Origin of the sequence: Nocardia asteroides (genome assembly GCF_021183625.1) — a bacterium.
GTDB classification, from domain to species: domain Bacteria; phylum Actinomycetota; class Actinomycetes; order Mycobacteriales; family Mycobacteriaceae; genus Nocardia; species Nocardia asteroides_A.
This window is the reverse complement of record NZ_CP089214.1, coordinates 5545849-5571555: the sequence shown is the minus strand read 5'-3', so window position 1 is coordinate 5571555 and position 25707 is coordinate 5545849. Positions and strand designations below refer to the sequence as shown.

The window sequence follows — 25707 nt, the reverse complement described above, 5'->3', positions numbered from 1 at the left end:
TTCCGCCCCGATGGCTGCCGGGCCGGCCGAATCCCCGGCCGGCCCGATTCCTCACTTCGCGGGAACCGCGAACACTCCCCTGCCGGTACCCAGCGGCAGCTCCGCGGTGGTCCGCAAGCCCGGCTCCGCCGCGACGACGTCGGGGATCGCGTTCACGATCCGCCCCGCCGCCGCCACGATCGCGGCGTGGTTGTGATCGCCGAGCTCGCTGGTCGGGCAGATATCCACGGTGTACGACGGCTCCCCCGTGATCTCCACCCGGTACGACCCGCCCTCCTGCGCCGGCCGCGCCCAATCCGGCCGCAGGTCGTCGCGGAGCCGCGTCACGTGCTCCACCACGATCGCCGGATGCCCGTCGACCCGCCCGACGATCTCGAAGCGCAGCGCCGCCACCCCACCCTTCGGCACGTGCCCGGCCGCGATGTCGAACGCCTCCGGCGCCGGCTCCCGCTCGTAGCTCTCGGTGATCTCGTCCAGCTCGATCCCGAACCCCGCCGCCAGCTGCCGCAGCGTCGACCCCCACGCGATGGTGAGCACCCCGGGCAGCAACAGCAGCGGCACCTCGTCCAGCGGCTTGCCGAACCCCATGACGTCGAACATCACCGTCGCGCCGTCGTAGGTCGCGTAGTCCGCGATCTCCAGGCAGCGCACCTGCTCGATCCGCTGACAGGTGGAGGCGAGCGCGAACGGGATCAGGTCGTTCGCGAACCCCGGGTCCACCCCGGTGACGAAGAAGCTCGCCCCGCCGTCCACCGCCGTCTGCTGCACCCGGTCGATCACCTTCTGCGGCAGCACCTGCCACGGGTACTGGAACGACACCGGCGCCGAGCCGACCACGTTCACCCCCGCGGCCAGGAACTTCAGGCAGTCCTCCAGCGCCTCCATCGGCCTGGTGTCGCCCATGGCGCAGTAGACCGCGCAGTCCGGCTCCAGCGCGAGCAGCGCGTCCAGGTCGTCCACCGCGGTGATGCCGGTGACCACGTCGAGCCCGGCCAGCTCCCCCGCGTCCTTCCCGACCTTGCCCGGGGTGGCGACCGCGAGCCCGGCGAGCTCGAAGCGCGGGTCGGTGACGAGCTGGCGCAGCGCCAGCGCGCCCACGTTCCCGGTAGCGATGTGGACGACGCGGATGGGCATGGAATCTCCTCTGCCGACGGTGCCCGAGCACCTGTCTGGAAATCTGTCTGGAATGTGTTCCAGATCCTATGGTAGCGTCGGGCCATGGGACGCGTTGACGGCAAAGTTGCACTCATCAGTGGCGGTGCGAGGGGCATGGGCGCCGCGCACGCCAGGCTGCTGGTGGCCGAGGGCGCGCAGGTCGTCATCGGCGACATCCTGGACGACGAGGGCAAGGCGCTGGCCGAGGAGATCGGCGCCGGCGCGCGCTACGTCCACCTCGACGTCACCCAGCCCGAGGAGTGGGACGCCGCCGTCGCCGTCGCCGTGCAGGAGTTCGGCTCGCTGACCGTGCTGGTGAACAACGCGGGCATCGTGAACGGCGCGCCCATCCACAAGTTCGACCTGGAGCAGTGGCGCCGCATCCTGGACGTCAACCTGACCGGCACCTTCCTCGGCCTGCGCGCCGTCGTGCCCGCCATGAAGAAGGCGGGCACCGGCTCGATCATCAACGTCTCCTCGATCGAGGGGCTGCGCGGGGCGCCGTGGGCGCACGGCTACGTCGCCACCAAGTGGGGCGTGCGCGGCCTGGCCAAGTCGGCCGCGCTGGAGCTGGCGCCGCTCGGCATCCGGGTGAACTCGCTGCACCCCGGGCTGATCCGCACCCCCATGACCGAGAACATCCCGGACGACATGGTCACCATCCCGATGGGCCGCCCGGCCGCGCCGGAGGAGGTCGCGACCTTCGTGCTCTTCCTGGCCGGCGACGAGTCGTCCTACGCCACCGGGGCCGAGTTCGTCGTGGACGGCGGGCTCGTCGTCGGCGTGCCGCACAAGACCTCGTAGGCCGGGCACCGCGCCGGGGATGACGGCAGCGCCGCGCCCCGCGCCGGTCTCCCGGGCCGGGCGCGGGGCGCTAGGGTCGATTCCGTGACTGCAGGGCGGGAAACGGCGGAGTCCGGCGCGCCGCGCGCGGACGCCACCCTGTCCACCGACCGCAGGCTGGTGGCCGCCGCCGAGCGGCTCTTCGCCGAACGCGGCATCGACGCCGTCTCGCTGCGCGCCGTGATGGCCGCGGCGGGCGCGAATGTCGCGTCGGTGCACTACCACTTCGGCTCGAAGGATGCCCTCGTCCGGGCCGTGATCCGGGCGCGCGGCGGGGAGATCTCGGTGCGCCGCGCCGAGCTGCTCGACGCCGCCGAGGCGAGCGAGCCCGCCGCCCGCGCCCTTGCCGATGCCTTCGTCCGCCCGGTCGCCGAGGCCATGGCGGCGGGCGGCGGCGACTGGGTCACCGTCGTCGCCGACGTGATCACCGTCAACCACGGCGCGCTCCGCCAGGTGACCGAGGAGTTCACCGCGCAGGCCGTGCGTTTCACCGAGCTGCTCACCCGGCTGCACCCCGACCTGCCACCCCGCACGGTGCGCTTCCGCCTCACCCAGGCGATGACCTTCACCTTCCAGACCCTCGGCGACCGGGACCGGCTGCGCGACATCCTCGCGCTCAGCGGCACCCACCTCACCGCCGAGGAGGTGCTGGCGGAGCTGCTCGACACCGTCACCGCGATTCTCGCGGGTCCGCCGGACCGCTGAGGCCGCACCCGGCCCGATCCTGCGCCCTTGCCGCGCTCGGCCGCGGCGATACCGGCCGGGGTGCGGCATGTCCGGTGCGCCCCGCCTGCCCGGCGACACCCGCGCGCCCCCGGGCACGGCACCCCGCCGTGCCCGGAAACCGCTGTCCGGCAGCATGATCCGCTCAGTTCACTTGACGCGCCGACTCGCCCCAGTACTGCGCGCGCAGCGCCTTCTTGTCCGGCTTGCCGAGCGGGCTCACCGGAATGCTCGCCGCGAAGTCGACCGACTTCGGCGTGTACACCGCCCCCTTGCGCTCCTTGACCAGCGCCTGCAGCTCCTCGACGGCGACCCGCTGCCCCTCGCGCAGCACCACCACCGCCTTGACCGCCTCGCCCCACTTGTCGTCCGGCACCCCGATCACCGCGGCGGCGCTCACCGCCGGATGCGCCGAGAGCACGTCCTCCACCTCGCGCGGGTACACGTTGAAGCCGCCGGAGACGATCATGTCCTTCTTGCGGTCGACGATGTAGAGGAACCCCTCCGCGTCCTGCCGCGCGATGTCACCGGTGTGCAGCCAGCCGAACTGGGTCGCCTCCGCCGTCTGCTCCGGCTTGTTCAGGTACCCCTGCATGACCAGCGGCCCGCGCACGCAGACCTCGCCCGGCTCGCCGTCGGGCACCGCATTGCCCTGGTCGTCGAGGAGCGCCACGTGCAGCCACGGCACCGGCTTCCCGCAGGAGGCCAGCCGCTCCGGCTTGTCCAGGTCGTGGTCCTCCTTGCGCAGCACCGAGATCGTCATCGGGCTCTCGGCCTGGCCGTAGAACTGGAAGAAGATCGGGCCGAACCTCCGGATCGCCTCGGCCAGCCGGGTCGGCGAGATCGCCGAGGCGCCGTAGAAGACCGTCTCCAGGCTGGACAGGTCGTAGGAGTCCAGCTCCGGGTAATCGAGCAGCGCGTAGAGCATGGTCGGCACCAGCATGGTCGAGGTGATCCGGTACTTCTCGATCGCCGCGAGCACCGCCGCCGGGCTGAACCCGGGCAGCACCACGATCGACCCGCCCTGCAGGCTGGTCGGATTCCAGAACGCGCCGCCCGCGTGGCTCAGCGGCGTGCAGACCAGGAAGCGGGTCTGGGCGGGCCACTGCCACTCCGCCATCTGGATGCGCAGCAGCGCGGCCGCGCCCCGGTAGCTGAGCATGACGCCCTTGGACTTGCCGGTGGTGCCGCCGGTATAGGCCAGGCTCCCGGTGTCGTTCAGCGACACGTCCGGCGCCGTCAGCGGCACCGGCTCGAACCCGGCCGCGGTGGCGATCAGATCCGTCCCCGCCTCGGTCGGCCCGAGCGCGAGCAGGGTCTTCAGGCTCGGCACCGCCGCCGCCAGCTGCGCCGCCCGCTCCTCGTACTTGTCCGGGTCGTAGATCAGCGTCTCGATATCGCCGTCCGCCAGCGCGTACGAGTGGTCGTCCAGCGACCCCATCGGATGCAGCGACACGAAGCGCACCCCGACAACGCCGTTCGCCCCCTGCGTGAACAGCACCTCCGGCCGGTTCGCCGAGAGCAGCGCCACCCGGCTGCCGACGCCGAGCCCGAGCGCCCGATACGCCTGCGCGAAGGTGCTGATCCGATCCCGCACCTCGCGATAGGTCAGCGTCTCGTCGCCGATGTGCACGGCGGTCCGATCGGCATAGCGGTCCAGCGAGCGGATCAGCAGATCCACCGGCAACGGCTCCCGGTGCAGCGGATCGGGCTCCCGGCTCGGCGCAGGTGTGTTCATCGTGCCCCTCTCGGCGCGTTCTTCTCGGTTGCGCCGGACCACGGCCACGGCGCAACCCGGCCGGCGGACGGTCGAAACTATAACACGTTCTATTTACTCGATCGGGAGATTCCGGCGGGATCGGCGGGCATCCTCGTGGCCGCATCCTGACCGAGTACCAGGCAGCGCAGGTCAGCGTCCTGGGCCAGCACCGGAGGCTGCTCGAACAGCAACGCGCCGACCAGGAAGGTGCGGATCACCGCATCGGTGCCGCGCTTCATGACCGGCGCCTGGCAGAGCAGGAAGCGGGCTCGCTGCCAGGCGCTCACCTCCCCGGGCTCCGCACCGGCGAGCAGCTCGAGGGCCTGCCGGAACATCTGCGCCCACGCCGCGGCAGCCGCGGTGACCGCGTAGATCGGATCGCCACCGGTTTCGACGTACCTGGCGTCGCCGCCGCGCCGGGGCTATGCGCACGACCAGTTCGCGGGCAACCCCCCGCGCCGTCGCCCCGCGGACGAGGCCGCTCCCGGTGACCGTGGAGCCGTCCGGTGGCCGCACCGCGTTGCGCAGAACATCGCCTGCGTTTCCCAGACCTGGTTCCCGGCCTCACTGCGGTCTTCGACCAGGCCAGGCTGCTCGGCCGGAGCGCGAGCCCGGGCCTGGCACTGCCGCTGGTGATCAGCCAGACCCAGTCGCCACCGCGGCGGCGCGCCGTGGCGCGCCGGAGCACCTGACCCGCTGCTGCACCACGCCGCGCGCACCGCCGAGTTCACCGGCTGGATGGCGCAGGAGGCCGGGGACAATCGCGGTGCGAGCTGGCGGACCGAGTACGCCGTCGAACTCACCTGCGCCGCGGGCGATTCCAGCATGCTGAGCTATTCGCTGGTCCCGAAGGCGGTGCTGAGCCTGTACCAGGCCGACTCGTCGGCGACCATCGCGCTCACCGCGCAACTGGTCGGCAACAGTGCGATCCAGCCGCGGATCCGCTGGCTCGCGGCGCTCGGCGCGGCGCAGGGGCACGCGCTCGGCGGCGACGAGGGCAACGCCATGCGTGCCCTGGAGGCGGGCGGGCAGTCCGATCGGGATCGCGCCCGGTTCGGGACCAGGCAGGCCCTCGCGCACGCGAAACTCGGCAACATCGCCCGCGCCTCCGCGCTCATGGCGCCACTGCTCGACATCATCCGGGCGGTCGATTCGATGACCATCCGGGCCGATCTGCAGGAATTCCAGCGCACCGTGCGCCGCTTCCGCGACGATCCGGCGCTGCACCGCATCCAGACCGCGCTCGCCGACACCATCGGCAAGCGCTGAGCCGTTGCCCCGTTGCCCCGTTGCGTGTTCGAGCATGCAACGGGCAACCACTCCCCCCATCGCCCGCGACACCGCATCATCGAAGCAGACAGGAGCACATCCCCTTGACCGACATCTTTCTGAGCTACCGCAGCGCGGACAGTGCCTTCGCGGTCGCCGAGATCTGGAAACCCCTGGCCGAGAGATTCGGCCGGGATCACGTTTTCCGCGCCGACGATTCGATCAGCTCGGCACGGTCTACACCGCCCCGATCCGGGGGCGCTCGCCGCGGGCGACGCGGTGGTCGCCGTGATCGGGCCGCTGTGGTCCGGCTCGGACGCGAGCGGTGCCCGCCGCATCGACGACCCCACCGACTGGTGCGCTACGAACTGCGCACCGCCTACGAGAGGAAGATTCCGGTGATCCCGGTACTGCCGGGTGAGACCCCGATGCCGGCACCGGAGCTCGTGCCCGCCGATATCGCACTGCTGGCGCGCTCGCAGTTCTGGCGCATCGGGCACCGGCAGACAGACTCGAATATCACCGGTCTCGTGCAGCGGCTGCTGCGCGAGACCGGACCCCCCCGACCAACCACGACAGGAGGTACCGACCGGCAGTACGAGCAACTACGCGGACCGCGCCAGCAGTATCGTCATCAACCACTACGGCAACCAGACCGTGACGATCCAGGGCGGCCACTGATGTCCCACCCGACGGTCCGCGGTATACCTATCGGCAACAGCCCGGTTCAGCGCAGTACCCCGTTCTGCCGACCGGGCGGATCCCGCATAGTCAGCCGTCCAACACCGCTCGCGGAACCAGCGATGTCGTCACGAACTACGGTGGCGATCAGGCCGTCGGCACGACGCGCCGGCGCCCAAACCGCAGATGGGCCCGGATCGCCGTGCCCCTCCTGCTGATCGCCGAGATCTTCGCGGGACCACCCCTGGGGAGCGCATTCCGGAGGCATCGACGAGTCCGGCGACATGATCCGGCTCGGTGTCTACTTCGGGCTCGCGCTGCTCAGCGGCCTCGCGCTCCGGGTGTGCTTCCGCGATCCGAAGGGCCGCTGGTTCTGAACCATTCGCCGGATTCGGGCGCGTGCCGGTCGGTGCGGGATCTCCACGAAGGAAAAACGCATGACCATGACCCCGGCCTACGACCCGTTCGGCATCCGGCCCGCACTCAGCACCCGTGAGATCGAGGTGCTCCTCGCCTGGTTCGAGTCCGACTCGAAGACCGAGGCGGGCAAGCGGCTCTTCATCTCCCAGGGCACGATCAACACCCACCTCTCCCGGATACGGGAAAAGTACGCGGCGGTCGGCCGCCCAGCGCCGACCAAGGCCGCGCTCGTCGCCCGCGCCCTGCAGGATGCGCTGGTCGATATCGACGACCTCTGACGACCCCTTCCGTGAAGAGTGAAGAGCACAGTGACCCACCCCCAACCCCTCGCGGCACCGGGGCCGCTCACCACACGCCAACTGCGTGCACACCGCGCAGCACCTCCGCAGCGCCGCCGATGGGAAACTCGCCAACGCCCCGGACGACCGATGCGCCAGCCTTCGCCACCCGAATCGAGGACATCCTCGAGGGGCTCGGCGCGGTGGCGATCGGCGTCGAGGTCGGCGACCCGTTCGACCGGCGCATCGACCGGCTCCGCGGCACGCGGCCGACCGCGATCGAAGCCGAGCACGACCGGGTCGGCGCCATTCACCACCGTGGCTTCCGCCACGTGGCCTCGGACCGGCCGGTCATCCCTGCTCAAGTTTCCATCTGGAAGTTCGCCCATAATTTGCCCGTATGACATGAGGCAAGCCTGACCTTGCTGTTTCTCCGCCGCGAACCGATCTACGATCGACTCGGAAACCCGCGATACGACCTGTTCGCGGCCCTTCGACCGCACGGAGGAATTCATGACGACGATGGAAATGCCGCACGTCAGCGAATGTACGGTGAGCGATTGCTCGTACAACCACGACGGCTGCCACGCCTTCGCGATCAATGTCGCGGGCGAGAACGGCTCCGCCGACTGCACCACCTTCATCCCGCTCTCCAGCAAGGGCGGCCTGGAGCGCGTCACCTCCATGGTCGGCGCCTGCCAGCGCGCCGATTGCACGCACAACCGGAACCTGGAGTGCAGTGCGCCGGACATCCGCGTCGGCATCGGCTCGGGTGACCACTCGGCCAACTGCCTCACCTACTCCCCCTCCTGACCTTCGCTCCCCGGCGGGCGGCCCTCACCAAGGCGCCGCCCGTTCGTGCGTCGCCCCCCGGACCTGCAGCCAGTCCTGAGGTAGAGGCGTGCGCTCTCGGCGACCTGATCGGGAGCCGCCGCCAGCGCATTCTCCTCGGCCTCGAAGGGAGGGCAGCCGGGGCGACGGACGGGCGACCGGCCTCCCTGAGATGGGCACCGCCCGACAAACCCCGCGGCGCCGAGCGCACCTCCACCAACGATCGCTGACAACCCGCGATGGCACCGGAATCGGCCTGACGGACAACCTGCGCATCATGAACGACATCGGCACCTCGTAGCGAGCGGTGCTGCCGAGCAATTGCGGAATTGCGGAATTGCGTGGACCGCGCCGCAGAGGGCCGGTGCCGCACATTCGGGGCGATCAATTCAGTCGGTCGAGGGTGGCATGATGCCGAAGACCGTAGCGACGGATTGCCAGAACAGTGGGACCGCCTCATCGACCGGGCCGGTGATCTGCCCAGGATGGACATCCGAGAAGCGCTCGACGACCACGGTGCCATTGGCTACCGGGATCACCGATCCCGGGGCTCGGACGACGACCTCCTCGATCGGCGCTTCGGGCACCGGCCGGGTCGTGACAATCAGATCGTGCATCGACATCGACGCTGCCAAGTCCTGATCACGGCCGGAGCGCACGACGCTGTCCACGATGTCGGTCAGGTGCTGCGATTGGGGATGCCTTTCAGACAACCTCCTATACAAGCGCGCGACCTCGATCCAGGGCACGTCGTGGAAATCTTCGCTCCACGCACTGAATCTGTTCACCCTCGGCGACGGTAGAGCCACTCCGGGCTGCCGCGGGGCAGCCACCCTCGGCTGAACGGGCTTCTTCTTCGCGCGGCCGAGCAGACCCATCGATGCCCCTCCCCCGGCTCCTTTCGCCCGATGGGGATGATGGTAATCCGTGCCGCGCGCCGTGCGCATTGCCCATCGCGGGCCCCCATGTTCGCTCGCCGGCCGACCGAGGCTGTGTCGGCCTGGTGAACCTGCTTCCTGATACCGGCCATCCCTGCACGGAAGGGCAACGCGAGGGTGTCCACCGACTGCGACGGTGGCTGGATGAGCCTGGCGAACGCCGGCGGTCGTTGCGTGCCGCGCTGCGGCACTACCTGGAGCGCAAGACGGTCGGCCCGGACGCTCGGTCGGTACGCGCAGGGAAAGTGGCGACTTGTTTGTAATCGGAAAGTATCGAGTTCGGGGTTCAGTGCGTCGGGCACGAAGAAGCCCCTCACTGCTTATGCTGGTGAGGGGCTTTTCAATGCTCCCCCATCTGGACTCGAACCAGAAACCTGCCGATTAACAGTCGGCTGCTCTGCCAATTGAGCTATAGGGGATCGGCGTGGCCTTCCCTGTCCGGGCTGGCCGAGAAGAAACTTTAGCGTATCCACTGACGCCAGCCCAAATCGCGGTTCTAGCTGCGGACATGCCCGGATCGACAGGTGGGGCGGGGGTCGGGCAGGATGGTGGGCGCGGACAGGCGAATCGGGAGGAGCTCACAGGCATGCTGCGGTTGATCATCGGTGTCGCGGCCGGGTACGTGCTGGGTAGCAAGGCGGGACGGGCGCGGTACGAGCAGATCTCCGCGGCGACGCGGGCGGTCGCCGGGAGCCCGGTGACACGCAAGCTGGTGCTGGTCGGCAGGCAGCGGCTGTCTGATCGGCTGAGCACGCAGCAGAAGCTGGAGCCGATGGAGCCGCTGGACGAGCGCACCACGATCCTGGTGCCGCACGATCAGCTGCGACGCGGGGCGCGCTAGCCGCTGGTGGCGAAGTCGCCGTGGTTGCCCATGGCCTGTGTGAGCAGGCTCTTGCGGTATTGCTCGAGCGCGACGAGGTCGCCGAAGAGCGCCAGGTAGTCCTGGTCGGCGGAGGAGACGCGCTGCAGCTTGGACTTGAGCTCGGCGATCTGCCTGCCGATCAGGGCCTCCTGTGCGCGGGCGAGCACGCCGGTGACGAAGCGCGGGATGTCGGCGTCGGTTTTCACCGGGAGCGGCTGGCCCGCCAGTTCGCTGATGAGGCCGCGCAGGGTGAGGTCGTCGGCGCGGTCGGCGACGGCGCTGACCCAGGCGGCGCCGTCCAGGCCCGCCGCGGTGCCGCCCGCTTCGGCGATGAGGGCGCGGACGGCGGCCAGGGCGGGGTGGGTGAAGACCTCGGGTTCCAGGGCGTCGAAGGCGGCTCCGGCGATGCCGGGGTACTGCAGCGCGGCGGCGAGGGCCTGGCGCTGCGGGGTGAGCGCGGGGTCGGCCAGGGGGCTCGGCTCCGGGCGGGGGGCGGGGGTGGCCGCGGTCGCGCCTGCCCTGCGGTGCTCGGTGCGGGGGCCGCGGCGGGCCTCCTCGCCGACGCGGCGCACGACGGTCTGGATGTCGTCCCAGCCGACCCAGCCTGCCAGCTTCGTCGCGTACGCCTTGCGCAGCGCGTTGTCCTTGATCCGCGCGACCACCGGGACGGCGCGGCGCAGCGCCTCGACCTGGCCCTCGGCGGTGTCCAGGTTGTGCTCGGCGAGCAGGCCGCGGATGACGAACTCGTAGAGCGGGGTGCGGCGGGCCACCAGGTCGCGCAGGGCGGCATCGCCGGAGTGCTGGCGCAGGTCGCAGGGGTCCTGGCCGTCGGGGGCGACGGCGATGTAGGTCTGCCCGGCCACCTTCTGGTCGCCGGAGAAGGCCTTGACCGCGGCGGCCTGGCCAGCGGCGTCGCCGTCGAAGGTGTAGATGATCTCGCCGCGCCAGAAGTTGTCGTCCATGAGCAGCCTGCGCAGGATCGCCATGTGGTCGTCGCCGAAGGCGGTGCCGCAGGAGGCGACGGCGGTCTTCACGCCTGCCAGGTGCATGGCCATGACGTCGGTGTAGCCCTCGACCACGACCGCCTGGTGGCCCTTGGCGATCTCGCGCTTGGCCAGGTCGAGGCCGAAGAGCACCTGGGACTTCTTGTACAGCAGGGTTTCCGGCGTGTTGACGTACTTGCCCGGCATGGTGTCGTCGTCGAAGAGCTTGCGCGCGCCGAAGCCGATGACGTCGCCGCCGAGGTTCCGGAGCGGCCACAGCAGCCGCCGGTGGAAGCGGTCGATCGGGCCGTGCCTGCCCTGCTTGGAGAGCCCGGCGGCCTCCAGCTCCTTGAACTCGAAGCCGCGGGTGAGCAGGTGCTTGCTGAGCGCGTCCCAGCCACCCGGCGCGTAGCCGCAGCCGAACTGGCGGGCGGCGGCGGAGTCGAAGTTGCGCTCGGTGAGGTAGTTCCTGGCGGCCTCGGCCTCCGGCTGGTTCAGCTGGGCCTGGTAGAACTCGTGCGCGGCGGCGTTGGCCGCGACCAGCCTGGCCCTGGTCCCGCGGTCGCGCTGCACCGAGGTGCCGCCGCCCTCGTAGTTGATCCGGTAGCCGAGCCGGTCGGCCATCTGCTCGACGGCCTCGACGAAGCCGATGTGCTCGATCTTCTGCAGGAAGGCGTAGACGTCGCCGCCCTCGCCGCAGCCGAAGCAGTGGAAGAGCCCGAGGTGCGGGCGCACGTGGAACGACGGCGACTTCTCGTCGTGGAACGGGCAGAGCCCGCGCATGGACTGCGGCCCGGCACTGCGCAGCGCGACGTACTCACCCACCACGTCCTCGATCCGGACGCGTTCTCTGATCGCCGCGATATCGCGGTCGGGAAGTCGTCCGGCCACGGGTCGAGTCTAGGTCAGCCGGGGAACTTGGTGGCCACCCGCTCCAGGCGGCTCTCGGTGTAGGAGGCGATCTGGTCGACGATCACCCGAACCCGCGCGGTGTCGTCGTCGGCCGCCTTCCACCACGGCAGCAGCACCGGGTCGAGGTAGCGCGGGGCCTGGGCCAGCAGCCCGGTCGCGACGGCGAGGATGGTCTCGCGCTGCTCGGCCTGGCGCATCTTGTGCACCGGGTCGGACATGACGTAGCGCAGCGCGACGGTCTTCAGCACGGCGACCTCGGCGGCGACGATCCGCGGCACCTCCAGGTCGGCGGCGTAGCGGGTGAGCGGCCGCTCCCCCGCGACCGCCCTGGTCGCGGTGACGGCGGCGGTGGTGAAGCGCCCGACCAGCTCGCTGGTCAGCCGCTTGAGCGCGACCGAGGCGCGGAAGGTGGCGTCGTAGCCCGTGGCATCCGCGACGACGGGCAGCTCGGAGAGGCGCTGGGCGGCGGCGCAGAGCTCGTCGACCGCGAGGTCGCGGTTGTGCCCGAGGTCGGCGAGGGCGCGCTGCTCGGCGGGGTCGGCGAGGGCGCGCAGGTCGATGCGGCCCGCGAGCACGCCGTCCTCGACGTCGTGCACCGAGTAGGCGACGTCGTCGGCCCAGTCCATGACCTGGCACTCCAGCGTCTGCCTGCGGGCGGGGGCGCCGTCGCGCACCCAGGCCAGCCGGTCGGCGTCGACGGCGTAGGCGCCGAACTTGCTGGCCGGGGCGGTACGCACCCACGGGTACTTGATGGCGGCGTCCAGGGCGGCCCTGGTGAGGTTGAGCCCGGCCGACGCGCCGTCCGGGGTGACCACCTTGGGCTCCAGCCGGGTGAGGATGCGCAGGTTCTGCGCGTTGCCCTCGAAGCCGCCGTACGCCTCGGCGAAGATGTCGAGCGCGCGCTCACCGTTGTGGCCGTAGGGCGGGTGGCCGATGTCGTGTGCGAGCCCGGCCAGGTCGGCGAGGTCGGGGTCGCAGCCGAGGCCGTCGGCGATGCCGCGGCCGATCTGCGCGACCTCGAGCGAGTGGGTGAGCCTGGTGCGCGGGGTGTCGCCCTCGCGCGGCCCCATCACCTGGGTCTTGTCCGCGAGCCTGCGCAGCGCGGCGGAGTGCAGCACCCGGGCCCGGTCGCGGGCGAACTCGGTGCGGTGCCCGGTCTCCTCGCTCGCGGGGCCGAGCCCCGCGGTCTTGGCTGCCTCCCGGACCAGGCGGGCGCGGTCGTGCTCGGTGTAGGTCATTGTCCCGCTGTGTATTCGAAGTCGGCGGAGAAGTGGGTGAGCTGGTACCAGAGCAGCGCGCCGGTCTCCCTGGCGATGCCGTGCGCCTGCGATTCGCGGGTGTAGACGGCGGGGCCGGAGCGGGTCGGCGCGGTCCAGGCCGCGAGCCCGGCGTCGCGGGCCATGGTGCGCGTGCGCAAGGAGTGCCAGGGGTCGCTGACCAGCGCCGCCGACGACCAGCCGCGCTCGCGCATGGCGGCGGCGACGGCCTCGATGCTGCGCAGCGTGTCCGAGCCGGTCTCCACCGCGAGGATCGCCTCCTCGGGGACGCCCTGGTCCATGAGGTAGTTCTTGCCGGAGGCGGCCTCGGTGTAGAGGTCGCCCTCCTGCTTGCCGCCGACCGTGATCACCACCGGCGCGACCCCGGCCTTGTAGAGCCGGTTGGCGCGCTCCAGCCTGGCCTCGAAGACCGACGAGGGGGTGCCGGAGTACTGCGCGGCGCCGAGCACGACGATGGCGTCGGCCGGGGTGTAGTCGTCGATCCGCGCCACCTGCCACACCCGGAGCGCGGTGCCCCCGACCAGCACCATCGCCATCAGCAGCGCACCGAGGAAGAACCGCACGATCCAGCGCCACAGCGCCGCGCCGAAGCCGCGCCGCTGGTCGCGCGGCACCTGCGACAGCGGGCGGGTCTGCAGCTGAGCGGGATTCACGGGTCAAGTCTGCCAGGTCGGCGCCGTACTCACCTCGCGGTAGGTGGTTCGGGGGGCACAGCGCCGAGCGGATGGTCGAGAGCCTCAACCCACCTGCAGCCCGGTAGCCACCTTCACCTTCACCTGCTGCTCGGTGACCTCCTGCACGGTCACGTTCAGCCCCTCCGCCGCCTGCTGGGTATCCCCCGCCGGCACCACCACCTGCTGTCCGGCGATCTCCAGGGTGACCAGGTTGCCGTTCACCGCAACGAGTTTCGCGTCGACGCCGAGGATGCTCGCCGAGGCGGCGACGCCACGCTCGAAGGTGACGACGCAGCCGGAGACATCGCAGGTGGTCTGCGAGCCCGGCCCCTGCGCGGTGCAGGCGGCGAGCAGCGCGGCCGCACCGGCGGCGAGGAGGACACGGGCGGACATACGGGTCGAAACGGGCATGGGGTCAGTGTAGGGATCCGGGGCGGCGGTTCACCATCCCCGCTCGCGCCACTCCGCCAGCCGCGGGCGCTCGGCGGCGAGGGTGGTGTCGGCGCCGTGGCCGGGGTAGACGAGCGCGTCCTCGTAGCGCTTGAAGAGCTTGGTGCGGACGCCGGTGAGCAGGGAGTCGAAGCTCTCGGCGCCGGAGGTCTTGCCGACGCCGCCGGGGAAGAGGCAGTCGCCGGTGAAGATGTGCACGGTGCCGTCGCCGTCGCGCAGGACCAGCGCGACCGAGCCGGGGGTGTGGCCCCGCAGGTGCACGATGTCGAAACGGAGCTCGCCGACCTCGACGGTGTCGCCGTCGGCGAGCAGCCGGTCGGGGGCGACCGGGAGCGGGTCGGCGTCGAGGGCGTGCGCGGCGGTGGGGGCGCCGGTGGCGGCGGCGACGTCGGCGAGCGCCTGCCAGTGGTCACCGTGCTGGTGCGTGGTGACGATCAGCTCGAGCCGGCCCTTCGCCTCCTGGGCGAGCAGGGCGCGGAGCCGGTCGGGTTCGTTGGCGGCGTCGATGAGCAGCGCGGCCCCGGTGGCGGCGCACTGCACCAGGTAGCTGTTGTTGTCCATCGGGCCGACCGACAGTTTGACGATGCGCGCGCCGGGGACGTCGCGCTGCTGCGGGTTCGATCCCGGGGAGACGTGGCCGGTGTAGGGCTGGTCGATCGTGATCACGGTTCGATGCTAGCCAGCGCGCGGCGCTCGGTCTGGTTGGATCGGGGCCATGTCGGTGCTGAAGGTGCGCGTGGTTCTGCTGCTCGCGGTGTTGTTCGCCCTGCTTCCGGTCGCTCCGGCGGGCGCGGAGCCGCCGGAGCGGATCGGGCCGCACGTGCTGGATCGGGCGAATGCGCTGGACACCGCGGGCAGCGACCGGGTGAACGCCGCGGTCGACAACCTCTACGGCAACCACCAGGTGCGGCTCTGGGTGGTCTACGTGCGCGATTTCGACGGCATGGCGCCGCAGGGCTGGGCGGAGCGCACCGCGGCGCTCTCCGGCTTCGGCTCGCGCGACCTGCTGCTCGCGGTCGCCACCGAGGACCGGGCGTACTGGTTCGCCGGGGAGCCGCCGTCCGGACTCAGCGACGGTGAGCTGGACGACGTCCTGGCCGAGCGGGTCGAGCCGGAGCTGCGCGCGGGGCGCTGGGCGGGCGCCGGGGTGGCGGCGGCCGACGGCATCGACGGGGCGCTGCGCGGCGGCGGGGTGAGCCCGGTGGGGCTGGTGATCGTGCTCGTGCTCGTGGTGGCGGCGGCCGCGGGGCTGGTCGTGTGGTCGCGGGTCCGGCGGAGCCGAAGGCGCGCGGCGGAATTGGCGGCGGCGCGCACTCTGGACCCGGACAATGTCGCCGCCATCGGCGCGCTCTCACTGGAGACACTGCACGCCCGCTCGCGGGAGGTGCTGGTCGAGCTGGACGATGCCATCCGCGCCAGCGGCGAGGAGCTGGAGATCGCGACCGGCGAGTTCGGCGCCACCGCCGCCACCCCGTTCCGCACCGCGCTGGAGAGCGCGCGGCAGGCGGCGAGCCGCGCCTTCCAGATCAGGCAGCAGCTGGACGACGCCGTCCCGGAGACGCCGGACGAGCAGCGCACGCTGCTGCTGGAGCTGCTCGGCACGGTCGGCGGGGCGGATCGCGAACTGGACGGGCGGGTCGCGGAGTTCGACGCCATGCGGGACCTGCTGCTGAACGGCGGCGCCCGGCTGGACGCGCTCACCCGCGACCTGGTCGAGCTCACCGGCGCGGTGCCGGGGGCCGAGGCCGAGCTGGCCCGGCTCACCGGCACCTACCCGGCGAGCACGCTGATCTCGGTCCGGGACAATGTGGCGGCCGCGCGGGAGCGGATCACGTTCGGGGAGCGGGCGATCGACGCCGGGCGGGCGGCGCTGGCGAAGCCGGTCGGCGAGCAGGGCGAGGCGGTGGCGGCGATCCGCGGCGCCGAGGCGGCGCTCGGGCAGGCGCGCACGCTGCTCGGGGCGATCGCAACGGCGGCGGCCGATATCGCCTCCGCGCGGGCCGGGCTGCCCGCCGCGCTCGCCGAGTTGCGCGCGGATCTGGAGACCGCGGGCGGGCTCGCCGCGCACGGCGGGCAGCCGCTGGCGGCCGCGCGCACGGCCGCGCAGGCGGCGCTGGCCGGGGCCGAGGCCGCCGCGGAGAGCGACCCGCTCGGTGCCTTCCGCGAGGTGGTGCGCGCCGACGGGGAGCTGGATCGGGTGATCGCCGCCGCCACCGAGCACCGGCGGGCCGAGGAGGAGCTGCGCGGGCGGTTGGAGCACGCGCTCACCGCCGCGCGCGGGCAGATCGCGGCCGCGGGCGATTTCGTCGGCACCCGGCGCGGCGCGGTGGACGCGCAGGCCCGGACCCGGCTCTCCGAGGCGCAGCGGCGGCTCGACGAGGCGCAGCGGCTGGCCGCGGGCGACCCCGCCGCGGCGCTGGAGAACGCCCGCGCGGCGGCCGAGCTCGGTAGCGCCGCGCTGCGGGAGGCGCAGGCCGATGTGCGGCGCTGGGAGGCGAGCCGGGCGCCGTCCGGCGGGAGCCAGGCGGGCGCGGTACTCGGCGGCATCCTCGTCGAGGGTTTGCTGCGCGGTGCCGCGGGTGGCGGTGGCGGGTACCGGCCGCGCTCCTACGGCGGGTCGTCCGGGTCGCGGCGGATCGGCCGCGGCGGCCGGTTCTGAGCCGGGCTCAGCCCGCGACCGGAACCCCCTCCACCAGCAGGTCGAGCTCCGCGCGGACCGCCGCCGCCATCCGCTCCGGATCACCGCCCCCGAGCACCCCGACGCTCAGCCGCCCGGCGTAGGTGTAGACGAGGAACGTCACCGCGGCGCTCGCCCCCGCCGACGGCCGGGGATGCGCGGAGAGGTAGACGATCTCGTAGTCGGTCAGCCGCAGCCCGGCGGGCACCGTGAAGGGCCGCACCGCACCGGTATTGGTGATCGCGACGTGCCCGGCCAGCGAATGCACCCGCCGATCGCCGTAGAAATCCGGGAAGTGCAGCACCGACTGCTGCACGATGCCCTCGGCGAGGTCGTGCCGCAGCGTGCTGTTCACCCGCTGCGCGAGCTCGACGGGGTCGGCCGCGCGGTCGAGCCCGGTCGCGAGAAAACCGGTGAGCCCGGCCATATTGGTGCCGCCGACGGCGTCCACCTGGTGCCCGAGCCTGGTGCGCAGATCCACCGGGTAGACGCAGCCGACCGGCCCGCGCGCCGGTGCGAGTTCTGCGAAGGCGCGCAGCAGCGCGGCGGTCACCACACCGTTCATCGAGACCCCGTGCGCGCGGGCGAATCCGGTGAGCCGCGCGGTCGCCGCCGGGTCGAGGACGAGGCGGTGGGGCCGGGCCAGCGCCTGCGGCCCCGGCGCGTGCCCGGTGGGCGGCGGTGGCGGCGGCCCGGCTGCGATCACGTTCTCCAGCCCGGAGACGCCTGCCCGGCTCAGCCCGCTGCCGAGCACGTGCTGCTCCAGCGGCAGCGGTAGCGGATGCTCGCGCACGGTGGCCCGCCCGTACTCGGCCCGCTCGGTGTAGAGCTCCCACAGCCGGGCGAAGAGCGCGAGGCAGTGCCCCGCGTCGGCGACCGCGTGGTGCACGTACAGCGTCACCCGGGCCAGGCCGCGGTCGCGCACCACGTCCAGGTAGCCGAGCGCCCGATCCGGGCGCAGCGCGCGGCGCGGCAGCGGCACGACGGCGGGGTCGCCGGTGGCGAGCCAGAGCCGGGGTGCGCGGCCGCGCGGCGCGAGCAGCAGGGCCGGGTCGGCGGCGATCCGGCAGCGCAGGATCGGATACGACGCCTGCAGGTCGGCGAAGGCTCTTCGGAGCACCCCGATGTCCAGGGCGCCGGACACCGCGACGGAACGTCCCGTGAACGTTCCGTGCCGAACGAATCGCTCCTCCGACGGCGCCAGTCCGCGCACCACCTCGACCCTCTCCCGCAACACATCCGCAAGGGTGCGGCAACCGGGGCCCGGATGCAATCCGGATCGCCGCGTCACCGTGCGAATACTGCGAATCCCGGCAACCGCCCGGAAAACCCCCCTCGCGCCCCAGCATTCGCTCAGCAACCAATCCGCAGCGGCTGTCGGAACGAACCCGTGGCACATCCCCGAGCGGCGAAGGAGAAGACCCGTGGCGCGTCCGGTCGTGGCAAGCCGAGCCGAGTGGCTCGCGGCCCGCGTAGAGCTGCTGGCCGAGGAGAAGGCGGTCACGCGGGCCGTGGACGCGCTCGCCGCGCGCAGGCGGGCGCTGCCCATGGTTCCGGTGGCGAAGGACTACGTCTTCGAGGGGCGGGACGGCCGGGTGCGGCTGGCCGAGCTGTTCGCCGGCCGCAGGCAGCTGATCGTCTACCACCTGATGTGGGAGTGGGACCGGGACGAGGGCTGCCCCGGCTGCGCGTCGATGCTGGACAGCGTCGGCGGGCTGGCTCGACTACCCGGGCACGACACGGCGTTCGCGGCGGTCAGCCGCGGCCCGTGGGAGCGGCTGGCCGGCTACCACGCCGGGCACGGCTGGAGCTTCCCGACGGTGTCGTCGTTCGGCAGCGACTTCAACTACGACTTCCACGCCTCGCTGGACGCCGATATCGCGCCGGTCCGCTACAACTACCGCTCCGCCAAGGAGCACGCGCTCGCCGGGCGGCCGCTCGCCGACGAGCAGCCCGGCGTCAGCGTCTTCTGGCGCGACGACGACGATGCCGTCTTCCACACCTACTCGGCCTACGCGCGCGGCATCGAACCGCTGAACGGCGCGCAGGCCCTGCTCGACCTCACGCCGCTCGGCGGGCCGCGCTGATCAGGCGCCGATCAGGTGCTGGGCCAGGTACCCCTCGACCTTGTCCAGCGCGATCCGCTCCTGCGCCATGGAATCCCGCTCGCGCACCGTGACGGCCTGGTCCTCCAGGGTGTCGAAGTCGACGGTGATGCAGAACGGGGTGCCGATCTCGTCCTGGCGCCGGTAGCGGCGGCCGATGGCGCCCGCGTCGTCGAAGTCGACGTTCCAGTTCCGGCGCAGCTGCGCGGCGAGGCCTTTCGCCTTGGGGGTGAGATCGGCATTGCGGGAGAGCGGCAGCACCGCGGCCTTGACCGGCGAGAGCCTGCGGTCCAGCCGGAGCACGGTGCGCACGTCGACCCCGCCCTTGGCGTTCGGCGCCTCGTCCTCGGCGTAGGCGTCGACCAGGAAGGCCATCAGCGAGCGGGTGAGCCCGGCCGCGGGCTCGATCACGTACGGGATGTAGCGCTCGCCCGCGGCCTGGTCGAAGTAGCTCAGGTCGGCGCCGGAGTGCTCGGCGTGCGTGCGCAGGTCGTAGTCGGTGCGGTTGGCCAGCCCCTCCAGCTCGCCCCACTCGCTGCCCTGGAAGCGGAAGCGGTACTCGATGTCGACCGTGCGGGTCGAGTAGTGCGAGAGCTTCTCCTTGGGGTGCTCGAAGAGCCGCAGGTTCTCCGGGTCGATGCCGAGGTCGGTGTACCAGGCCAGCCGGGTGTCGATCCAGTACTGGTGCCACTTCTCGTCCTCGCCCGGCTTGACGAAGAACTCCATCTCCATCTGCTCGAACTCGCGGGTGCGGAAGATGAAGTTGCCCGGGCTGATCTCGTTGCGGAAGCTCTTGCCGATCTGCGCGATGCCGAACGGCGGCTTCTTGCGCGCGGTGGTCTCGACGTTCTTGTAGTTGACGAAGATGCCCTGCGCGGTCTCCGGGCGCAGGTAGTGCAGCCCCTCCGCGTCGTCGACCGGGCCGAGGAAGGTCTTGAGCAGGCCGGAGAAGTTGCGCGGCTCGGTCCACCTGCCCGGGTCGCCGGTCTCCGGGTCGCGGATGTCGGCGAGGCCGTTGGCCGGCGGGTGGCCGTGCTTCTCCTCGTACGCCTCCAGCAGGTGGTCGGCGCGGTACCGCTTGTGCGTGATCAGCGACTCGACCAGCGGGTCGCTGAAGGTCTCGACGTGACCGGATGCCTCCCAGACCTGGCGCGGCAGGATCACCGAGGAGTCGAGCCCGACGACGTCGTCGCGGCTGGTGACCATCGAGCGCCACCACTGGCGCTTGATGTTCTCCTTCAGCTCGACGCCGAGCGGGCCGTAATCCCAGGCCGACTTGGTGCCGCCGTAGATCTCACCGCACGGGTACACCAGACCCCGGCGCTTGGCGAGGTTGGCAACGGTGTCCACCTTCGACTTGGGTGCCACGCGAGAATTCTCCGTTCGTAAGAATCGGGCCGGATGCTCTGGCTTTCAGCCTAAACGCCCGGGTATTCCCCGCTGTCACCAGCACAGCCATGGAGCGTGTCCGTTTGACATGCGCAATTATGCATATCAAAATGGGATCGCTTTCCGATAAGGAGATGGTCCCGATGACAGCCGCCGTGCCGCACAACCCCTATCGTTCCCCCGCCCCGGCGCCGGTGCCGAGCCGGGCCGTCCTGGAGGACGCCGGCGAACTGCTGCGCGCACTCGCCGCCCCCGTTCGCATCGCGATCGTGTTGCAATTGCGGGAGTCGCCGCGCTGCGTGCACGAACTGGTGGACGCGCTCGGGGTGACCCAGCCGCTGGTGAGCCAGCACCTGCGGATTCTCAAGGCGGCGGGGGTGGTGCACGGCGAGCGGTCGGGCCGGGAGGTGCTCTACGAGCTGGTCGACGACCACCTGGCGCACATCGTCGTCGACGCCGTCGCCCATGCCGAGGAAGGATGACCGTGGCCGACAAGTCCACCGCCGCGAAGGCGGTCGGAGTGCGCAGCACGCGCCAGCGCAACGCCATCGCGGCGCTGCTCCGCGACATCGAGGAGTTCCGCTCCGCCCAGGAGCTGCACGACGAGCTGCGCAAGCGCGGCGAGGGGATCGGGCTCACCACCGTCTACCGCACCCTGCAGTCGCTCTGTGACGCGGGCATGGTCGACGTGCTGCGCACCGACACCGGCGAATCCGTCTACCGGCAGTGCTCCACCGGACACCATCACCACCTGGTCTGCCGCGGCTGCGGCCGGACCGTCGAGGTGGCGGGCCCCGCCGTCGAGGCGTGGGCCGACGCCACCGCAGCCGAGCACGGCTTCACCGAGGTCAGCCACACCCTGGAGATCTTCGGCACCTGCGACGGCTGCCTGCGCGCGCGCTGAGCGGGGTCCGGCGCCCCGCAGCTGGCCGAGTTCGTCGACCTGCTGCGCGCTTGCGCTGAGCAACCCCGCCGGCGGACGGCGGACGCGCCGCCCGACCCGGCCCCGCACCTGCGAAGCGGGCCGGGCTCCGTAGAACCCGGCCCGCGCGCGACCCGCCCGATCAGGCCGGTTGCAGAACAGCGCGCTCCGGCTCCGGCTCGGCCTTCCGCTCCCTGACCACCCCGACCCCGAGCAGCGCCAGCGCGGCGCCCGCCCAGACCAGCAGTACCAGCAGCGGCCCACCGGCCCCCGCCCCGTCGAAGAAGGCGACCGAGCGGAGCAGCGAGACCGCGGCGCCCGGCGGCAGCGCCTGGCCGATCGCGCTCCACGGCTGCGGCAGCAGCTCCGGCGCCGAGGCCGCCGCCGAGAACGGGTTGCCGACCAGCAGCATGGTGAGCGCGGCGATGCCGATCCCTGGCCTGCCGATCGCGGTCGCCAGCCCGGCCACCGCCCCCGCCACCGCGAACGAGACCAGCCCCGCGACCGCCGCCAGTTCTCCGTACGCCCCCGGCAGGACGGAGAGCCAGCCCTGGGCGATCGCCATGCTCAGCAGCCCGCCCGCCACCGCGAAGGTGCACACCCCGGCGATCCGCGCCGACGCCGCCGGAACCAGCAGGCTGAGCAGCACCCCCGCCGCGATCCCCGACATCACCAGCGGCAGCACCATGGCGCCGAAGCCGGCGCCGCGCGGGTCGTCCGGATCGGCGGGGACCACGTCCTCCACCGCCGTTGCCGCGGGCGCACCGGAGAGCTGCTGCGCGAGCTGGGTGAGCTGCTGCGCCACCAGCGGGCTCGCCCCGGAGGCCACCAGCACCCGCGGCGGCTGCGCGCCGGTGAGGATCGCCCCGTAGACCTCGCGCTCGGTGAGCGCGGTGCGCGCCGCGGCCTCGTCGGCGACGGTGCGCGGCTCGATGGCGCCGGGGCTGCGCTGCGCCAGCCGCTCCGCCACCTGCGCCGCGCCCGGCCCGGCGACGGCGACCGGCAGATCGCGCGGGGCCGTGTGCACGGCGGGCCAGGCGAAGGCGATCAGCATCAGCGCCTGGAGCAGGGCGGCTCCGATACCGACGGCCACCGCGCGCTGCGGGTTGGTCATGACGGCTCCCCATAAATCGAATGTTCGTTCTTTTAGGTGCCCCCACGGTCGCACCAGACCCGGCGAGTTGTCAAGAACGAACATTCGTTTTAGTTTGGAACCATGCCGAGAGTCAGCGAGGAACACCTGGAACGCCGCAGGCAGCAGATCGTCGACGCGGCGCAGCGCTGCTTCGCGCGCAGGGGCTTCCACCAGTCCTCGATGCAGGACGTCTTCGCCGAGTCCGGGCTCTCCGCTGGCGCGGTGTACCGCTACTTCAGGAGCAAGGACGAGCTGGTCGCGGCGCTGGCCTCGAACGCGGGCACCGACATCAGGGCCGTGCTGATCGAGGCCATGCGGCGCGATCCGCTGCCGACGCCGGCCGAGGTGGTCGGCGCGGTGGCCGCGTGGATGTCGGAGAACACCGGCCTGGAGGGGCGGCTGCGGCTGGCGCCGCAGGCCTGGGCGCTGGCGCTCACCGACCCGGAGGCGGCGGGCTACGTCCGGCTCGCCATCACCGGGATCCGCGGCATGTGGCGGGAGTACGCGCAGCGCATGATGGACGAGGGCTGGCTGCCCGCCGACACCGACCTGGACGCGGTGGCGGCGGTCCTGTTCGGGCTGCTCCCCGGCTTCCTGCTGCAGTTCCTGATCGTCGGCGACCTGGATCCGCGGACGCTGGAGCGCGGCGTGCGCGCCCTGCTCCCCTACGGCCCGGCCTGAGTCAGGCCGGGACGAGCAGCCCCTGGCGGGCCTTGCCCGCGCCGGAGAGCACCAGCAGCAGCATGGTGCCGAGCGCGCCGTCGTTCAGCCCGACCGCGGGGAAGGTGTAGCGCAGCACGACGTCGGCGAGCTTCTCCCTGGTGACCACCACGATCGAGCCGAACTGCAGCGTGGCGTTGCGCTCCGCGACCCGCTTGTGCAGCTGCGGCTTGAGCGGGCGGTCCCAGGCGAGCACGCAGGTCAGGGTGAGCACGTCCAGCCCGGGGGCGAGGGTGACGGCGTCCAGCGAGCAGAGCGCGCCCTCGTAGTCGAAGCGCAGCGAGCCGTCGTTGTCCACCCGCACGTCGACGTCGTAGATCGAGAGCACCGCGCCCGCCGACGCCTTGAGCTCCATCGCGGGGTCGAGTGTTCCGCTCACTTGGCGGCCCCGAAGCGCCGGTCGCGGCGGGCGTAGGCCAGGCAGGCCTCCCACAGGTTGCGCCGGTCGAAGTCGGGGAACAGCGTCTCCTGGAAGACGAATTCGGCGTACGCGGACTGCCAGAGCAGGAAATTCGAGGTGCGGAACTCGCCGGAGGGGCGGAGGAAGAGGTCGACGTCGGGCATGTCCGGCTCGTCCAGGAAGCGCGCCACCGTCGACTCGTCGACCTTCTCCGGGTCGATCTCGCCCGCGGCCACCCGGCGCGCGATCTCCCGTGCGGCGTCGGCGATCTCGGCGCGGCCGCCGTAGTTGACGCACATGGTCAGCGTCATCACGGTGTTGTCCCTGGTGAGCTCCTCGGCGACCTCGAGCTCCTTGATCACGCTGCGCCACAGCCGCGGTCGCCGCCCGGCCCAGCGCACCCGGACGCCGAGCTCGTGCATCTCGTCCCGGCGGCGGCGGATGACGTCCCGGTTGAAGCCCATCAGGAAGCGGACCTCGTCCGGGCTGCGCCGCCAGTTCTCGGTGGAGAAGGCGTAGGCGCTGAGCCACTTGACGCCGATCTCGATGCAGCCCTCGACGGTGTCCATGAGCACCGCCTCGCCGCGCTCGTGCCCCGCCGTGCGGGCCAGCCCGCGCTCCTGCGCCCAGCGGCCGTTGCCGTCCATCACCAGCGCGACGTGCGCGGGCACCAGCTCGCGCGGCAGCTCCGGCGGGCGGGCCCCGGACGGGTGCGGCGACGGCGGGCGGACGGTGCGCGGGCCGTCGGACAGTGCGCTGCCCGTTCCGGACCCGGAGGAGTCGCGACGGAGGATCACGCCCCCATCCTGCCCGATGCCCGCGCGCCTGCGTAGCGGCCTCCCGATGGGCGGCGCCGCCCGAGGCCCGACCGGCCGGGCGCACCGCTCCGGCCCGGCGACACGCTCGCCGGCGGGGCCGGGCGCGCAGACGCGGCACGGCAGGCGATGCACGCTGCGGCCACGGGCATACTGCGAGGCACGCAGTCAGGGGGCCGATGGCGTGCGCTCGAGGAGCGGCAGGGTGCGCAGCCGGCGTTCGAGGTGCCACTGCAGGTGCGCGGCGACCAGCCCGCTGGCCCGGGTGCGCACCGGAACCGGCACCGCCTCGACCTTCTCCCACTCCCCGCGCAGCAGCGCGACCAGCAGCTCCAGCGCCCCCTCCGGCGGGTTGGACGCCCCCGGCGGGCGGCAGTGCACGCACACCGCGCCGCCCGCGGCGACGTGGAAGGCGCGGTGCGGGCCCGGTGTGGCGCACTTGGCGCACTCGTCCAGCGCGGGCGCCCAGCCCGCGAACCCCATCGCGCGCAGCAGGAAGGCGTCCAGGATCAGCTCGTGCGGCCGCTGCCCGGCGGCGATGGCGCGCAGCGCGCTCGCGGTGAGCGCGTGCAGCTTGGGCGCCGGGGCGCGCTCCTCGCCCGCCAGCCGCTCCGCGGTCTCCAGCACCGCGCAGGCGGTGGTGTAGCGGCCGTAGTCGGCGACGATGTCGGCGGCGAACGCCTCGACGGTGTGCACCTGGGTGACGGTGTCGAAGGTGCGCCCCGGGTACAGCTGCACGTCGACGTAGGCGAACGGCTCCAGCCGCGCCCCGAACCGCGAGCTGGTGCGCCGCACCCCCTTGGCGACCGCCCGGACCAGGCCGTTGCGCCGGGTCAGCAGCGTGATGATGCGGTCGGCCTCGCCCAGCTTGTGCTGGCGAACCACCACCGCCTCATCCCGATACGAACGCACCGCCCCATCCTCGCACGGACCGGGGACAGCTCAGCGAACCGGCGGCACACCCATCGTCGCGGTGACCGCGACCACCTGGATCTGCTCCAGCGTCTGCCCGAGCGCCGCCAGCCGGGCGACGACGCCGAGCCGGTGCTCGGGCGAGCCGGGGCGGACCAGCACCGGCGGCCCGGCATTGCGCGGCCGGACGAAGGCGCCGTGCTCGCTCGCGTACCGCATCGGCACGCCGTCGCGCACCGCGCGATAGGCGTCCAGATCGAGGTCGGCGTGGCGCACCGGGTCGATGTGCAGCTCGGCGAGCTGCCGCTCGGCCTGGGCCAGCCGCAGCGCGCGATCCTCCGGATCCAGGTAGCGCACCCACTGCCCGATCCGGAGGCGGTAGGCGTCCACCGCGTCCCGGAGCAGCTCGCGGTGCCGCTCGGCGACCGCGGCCAGCTCGGGCAGCTCTCCGGCAAGCCGGTCGAACGCCGGGTGCCCGGTGTACAGATCGGTCATCTTCGCCCCCAAACCTCGGTCGCGAATAGTGCTGCGCCACAACCTGATCGGGATCTCGCAGAGCACCATTGTGCCCTATACG

General features: G+C 72.2%; 28 protein-coding genes and 1 tRNA gene. 12 read left to right on the top strand and 17 right to left on the bottom strand.

The window, feature by feature from the left end:
- Positions 1 to 51 precede the first annotated feature (51 nt).
- A complete protein-coding gene (locus LTT61_RS25735; protein WP_233016605.1) occupies positions 52 to 1134 on the bottom strand; it encodes a diacylglycerol kinase in 1083 nt (360 codons plus the stop codon).
- Positions 1135 to 1218: 84 nt separating this feature from the next.
- Between LTT61_RS25735 and LTT61_RS25730 the strand changes: the two genes are divergently transcribed.
- Entirely contained in the window at positions 1219 to 1959 is a 741-nt protein-coding gene (locus LTT61_RS25730; protein ID WP_233016604.1) for a glucose 1-dehydrogenase, read from the top strand.
- 84 nt (positions 1960 to 2043) lie between these two features.
- Positions 2044 to 2703, top strand: coding sequence for a TetR/AcrR family transcriptional regulator (locus LTT61_RS25725; protein ID WP_233016603.1), 660 nt, complete (start codon positions 2044 to 2046; stop codon positions 2701 to 2703).
- A gap of 163 nt (positions 2704 to 2866) precedes the next feature.
- Here the strand turns inward: LTT61_RS25725 and LTT61_RS25720 are convergent, their stop codons facing one another.
- Together LTT61_RS25720 and LTT61_RS25715 are read right to left on the bottom strand one after the other, a co-directional pair.
- A complete protein-coding gene (locus LTT61_RS25720) occupies positions 2867 to 4459 on the bottom strand; it encodes an AMP-binding protein (RefSeq protein ID WP_233016602.1) in 1593 nt (530 codons plus the stop codon).
- A gap of 89 nt (positions 4460 to 4548) precedes the next feature.
- The gene (locus LTT61_RS25715) at positions 4549 to 4815 is read right to left on the bottom strand and encodes a hypothetical protein (protein WP_233016601.1); all 267 of its coding nucleotides are present in this window, start codon (positions 4813 to 4815) and stop codon (positions 4549 to 4551) included.
- A gap of 403 nt (positions 4816 to 5218) precedes the next feature.
- On the opposite strand from LTT61_RS25715, the gene LTT61_RS25710 reads away from it, so the two are divergent.
- The 4 genes from LTT61_RS25710 (at position 5219) to LTT61_RS25695 (ending at position 7941) form a co-directional block, all read left to right on the top strand.
- Positions 5219 to 5749, top strand: a complete 531-nt coding sequence (locus LTT61_RS25710; protein WP_233016600.1) for a hypothetical protein — start codon at positions 5219 to 5221, stop codon at positions 5747 to 5749.
- Positions 5750 to 6867: 1118 nt separating this feature from the next.
- Entirely contained in the window at positions 6868 to 7128 is a 261-nt protein-coding gene (locus tag LTT61_RS25705) for a LuxR C-terminal-related transcriptional regulator (protein ID WP_233016599.1), read from the top strand.
- A 119-nt stretch (positions 7129 to 7247) separates the two neighbouring features.
- Positions 7248 to 7532, top strand: a complete 285-nt coding sequence (locus tag LTT61_RS25700; protein ID WP_233016598.1) for a hypothetical protein — start codon at positions 7248 to 7250, stop codon at positions 7530 to 7532.
- A gap of 109 nt (positions 7533 to 7641) precedes the next feature.
- Positions 7642 to 7941, top strand: coding sequence for a DUF1540 domain-containing protein (locus tag LTT61_RS25695; RefSeq protein ID WP_233016597.1), 300 nt, complete (start codon positions 7642 to 7644; stop codon positions 7939 to 7941).
- Positions 7942 to 8348: 407 nt separating this feature from the next.
- Here LTT61_RS25695 and LTT61_RS25690 read toward each other — a convergent pair whose 3' ends face one another.
- Together LTT61_RS25690 and LTT61_RS25685 are read right to left on the bottom strand one after the other, a co-directional pair.
- The gene (locus tag LTT61_RS25690) at positions 8349 to 8747 is read right to left on the bottom strand and encodes a hypothetical protein (protein WP_233016596.1); all 399 of its coding nucleotides are present in this window, start codon (positions 8745 to 8747) and stop codon (positions 8349 to 8351) included.
- Between the two features lie 496 nt (positions 8748 to 9243).
- Positions 9244 to 9316, bottom strand: a tRNA-Asn gene (locus tag LTT61_RS25685).
- 167 nt (positions 9317 to 9483) lie between these two features.
- On the opposite strand from LTT61_RS25685, the gene LTT61_RS25680 reads away from it, so the two are divergent.
- On the top strand, positions 9484 to 9738 hold the full coding sequence (locus LTT61_RS25680; RefSeq protein ID WP_233016595.1) for a hypothetical protein: 255 nt from the start codon (positions 9484 to 9486) through the stop codon (positions 9736 to 9738).
- Here LTT61_RS25680 and dnaG read toward each other — a convergent pair.
- The 5 genes from dnaG to LTT61_RS25655 all read right to left on the bottom strand — a co-directional run bounded on the left by dnaG (position 9735) and on the right by LTT61_RS25655 (position 14721).
- Positions 9735 to 11633: a DNA primase gene (gene dnaG / locus LTT61_RS25675; protein ID WP_233016594.1), complete on the bottom strand. Its 1899-nt coding sequence runs from the start codon at positions 11631 to 11633 to the stop codon at positions 9735 to 9737. The genes LTT61_RS25680 and dnaG overlap by 4 nt on opposite strands.
- Positions 11634 to 11647: 14 nt before the next feature.
- The gene (locus LTT61_RS25670; protein WP_233016593.1) at positions 11648 to 12892 is read right to left on the bottom strand and encodes a deoxyguanosinetriphosphate triphosphohydrolase; all 1245 of its coding nucleotides are present in this window, start codon (positions 12890 to 12892) and stop codon (positions 11648 to 11650) included.
- Complete coding sequence (locus LTT61_RS25665) at positions 12889 to 13467, bottom strand: YdcF family protein (protein WP_233021193.1); 579 nt, start codon at positions 13465 to 13467, stop codon at positions 12889 to 12891. The genes LTT61_RS25670 and LTT61_RS25665 overlap by 4 nt, the downstream gene beginning before the upstream one ends.
- Before the next feature lie 201 nt (positions 13468 to 13668).
- Entirely contained in the window at positions 13669 to 14016 is a 348-nt protein-coding gene (locus LTT61_RS25660) for a hypothetical protein (RefSeq protein WP_233016592.1), read from the bottom strand.
- A gap of 30 nt (positions 14017 to 14046) precedes the next feature.
- Complete coding sequence (locus LTT61_RS25655; RefSeq protein ID WP_233016591.1) at positions 14047 to 14721, bottom strand: MBL fold metallo-hydrolase; 675 nt, start codon at positions 14719 to 14721, stop codon at positions 14047 to 14049.
- A 49-nt stretch (positions 14722 to 14770) separates the two neighbouring features.
- Between LTT61_RS25655 and LTT61_RS25650 the strand changes: the two genes are divergently transcribed.
- Positions 14771 to 16714 (top strand): TPM domain-containing protein, encoded by a 1944-nt coding sequence (locus LTT61_RS25650; RefSeq protein ID WP_233016590.1) that lies wholly within the window; start codon positions 14771 to 14773, stop codon positions 16712 to 16714.
- A gap of 7 nt (positions 16715 to 16721) precedes the next feature.
- Here the strand turns inward: LTT61_RS25650 and LTT61_RS25645 are convergent, their stop codons facing one another.
- Positions 16722 to 17876, bottom strand: a complete 1155-nt coding sequence (locus LTT61_RS25645; RefSeq protein ID WP_233016589.1) for a phthiocerol/phthiodiolone dimycocerosyl transferase family protein — start codon at positions 17874 to 17876, stop codon at positions 16722 to 16724.
- Between the two features lie 280 nt (positions 17877 to 18156).
- Here LTT61_RS25645 and LTT61_RS25640 point away from each other — a divergent pair, with 280 nt between their 5' ends.
- Entirely contained in the window at positions 18157 to 18819 is a 663-nt protein-coding gene (locus tag LTT61_RS25640) for a DUF899 domain-containing protein (protein WP_233016588.1), read from the top strand.
- Here LTT61_RS25640 and LTT61_RS25635 read toward each other — a convergent pair whose 3' ends face one another.
- Complete coding sequence (locus tag LTT61_RS25635) at positions 18820 to 20205, bottom strand: glycine--tRNA ligase (protein WP_233016587.1); 1386 nt, start codon at positions 20203 to 20205, stop codon at positions 18820 to 18822.
- 155 nt (positions 20206 to 20360) lie between these two features.
- Here LTT61_RS25635 and LTT61_RS25630 point away from each other — a divergent pair, with 155 nt between their 5' ends.
- Both LTT61_RS25630 and LTT61_RS25625 read left to right on the top strand, forming a co-directional pair.
- Complete coding sequence (locus LTT61_RS25630) at positions 20361 to 20708, top strand: ArsR/SmtB family transcription factor (RefSeq protein ID WP_233016586.1); 348 nt, start codon at positions 20361 to 20363, stop codon at positions 20706 to 20708.
- Complete coding sequence (locus LTT61_RS25625) at positions 20705 to 21130, top strand: Fur family transcriptional regulator (RefSeq protein ID WP_233016585.1); 426 nt, start codon at positions 20705 to 20707, stop codon at positions 21128 to 21130. Before LTT61_RS25630 ends, LTT61_RS25625 begins: the two co-directional genes overlap by 4 nt.
- A 160-nt stretch (positions 21131 to 21290) precedes the next feature.
- Here LTT61_RS25625 and LTT61_RS25620 read toward each other — a convergent pair whose 3' ends face one another.
- Positions 21291 to 22262 carry a hypothetical protein gene (locus LTT61_RS25620; RefSeq protein WP_233016584.1) on the bottom strand — a complete coding sequence of 324 codons (972 nt, stop codon included), beginning with the start codon at positions 22260 to 22262 and terminating at the stop codon, positions 21291 to 21293.
- A 102-nt stretch (positions 22263 to 22364) separates the two neighbouring features.
- Between LTT61_RS25620 and LTT61_RS25615 the strand changes: the two genes are divergently transcribed.
- Complete coding sequence (locus LTT61_RS25615; RefSeq protein ID WP_233016583.1) at positions 22365 to 22964, top strand: TetR/AcrR family transcriptional regulator; 600 nt, start codon at positions 22365 to 22367, stop codon at positions 22962 to 22964.
- 1 nt (position 22965) lies between these two features.
- Here the strand turns inward: LTT61_RS25615 and LTT61_RS25610 are convergent, their stop codons facing one another.
- The 4 genes from LTT61_RS25610 to LTT61_RS25595 all read right to left on the bottom strand — a co-directional run bounded on the left by LTT61_RS25610 (position 22966) and on the right by LTT61_RS25595 (position 25625).
- Positions 22966 to 23358, bottom strand: coding sequence for a hypothetical protein (locus tag LTT61_RS25610; protein ID WP_233021192.1), 393 nt, complete (start codon positions 23356 to 23358; stop codon positions 22966 to 22968).
- A 20-nt stretch (positions 23359 to 23378) separates the two neighbouring features.
- Entirely contained in the window at positions 23379 to 24200 is an 822-nt protein-coding gene (locus LTT61_RS25605; protein ID WP_420094697.1) for an isoprenyl transferase, read from the bottom strand.
- 186 nt (positions 24201 to 24386) lie between these two features.
- Complete coding sequence (gene recO, locus LTT61_RS25600) at positions 24387 to 25130, bottom strand: DNA repair protein RecO (RefSeq protein WP_233016582.1); 744 nt, start codon at positions 25128 to 25130, stop codon at positions 24387 to 24389.
- A 30-nt stretch (positions 25131 to 25160) separates the two neighbouring features.
- A complete protein-coding gene (locus tag LTT61_RS25595) occupies positions 25161 to 25625 on the bottom strand; it encodes a hypothetical protein (protein ID WP_233016581.1) in 465 nt (154 codons plus the stop codon).
- Positions 25626 to 25707 lie beyond the last annotated feature (82 nt).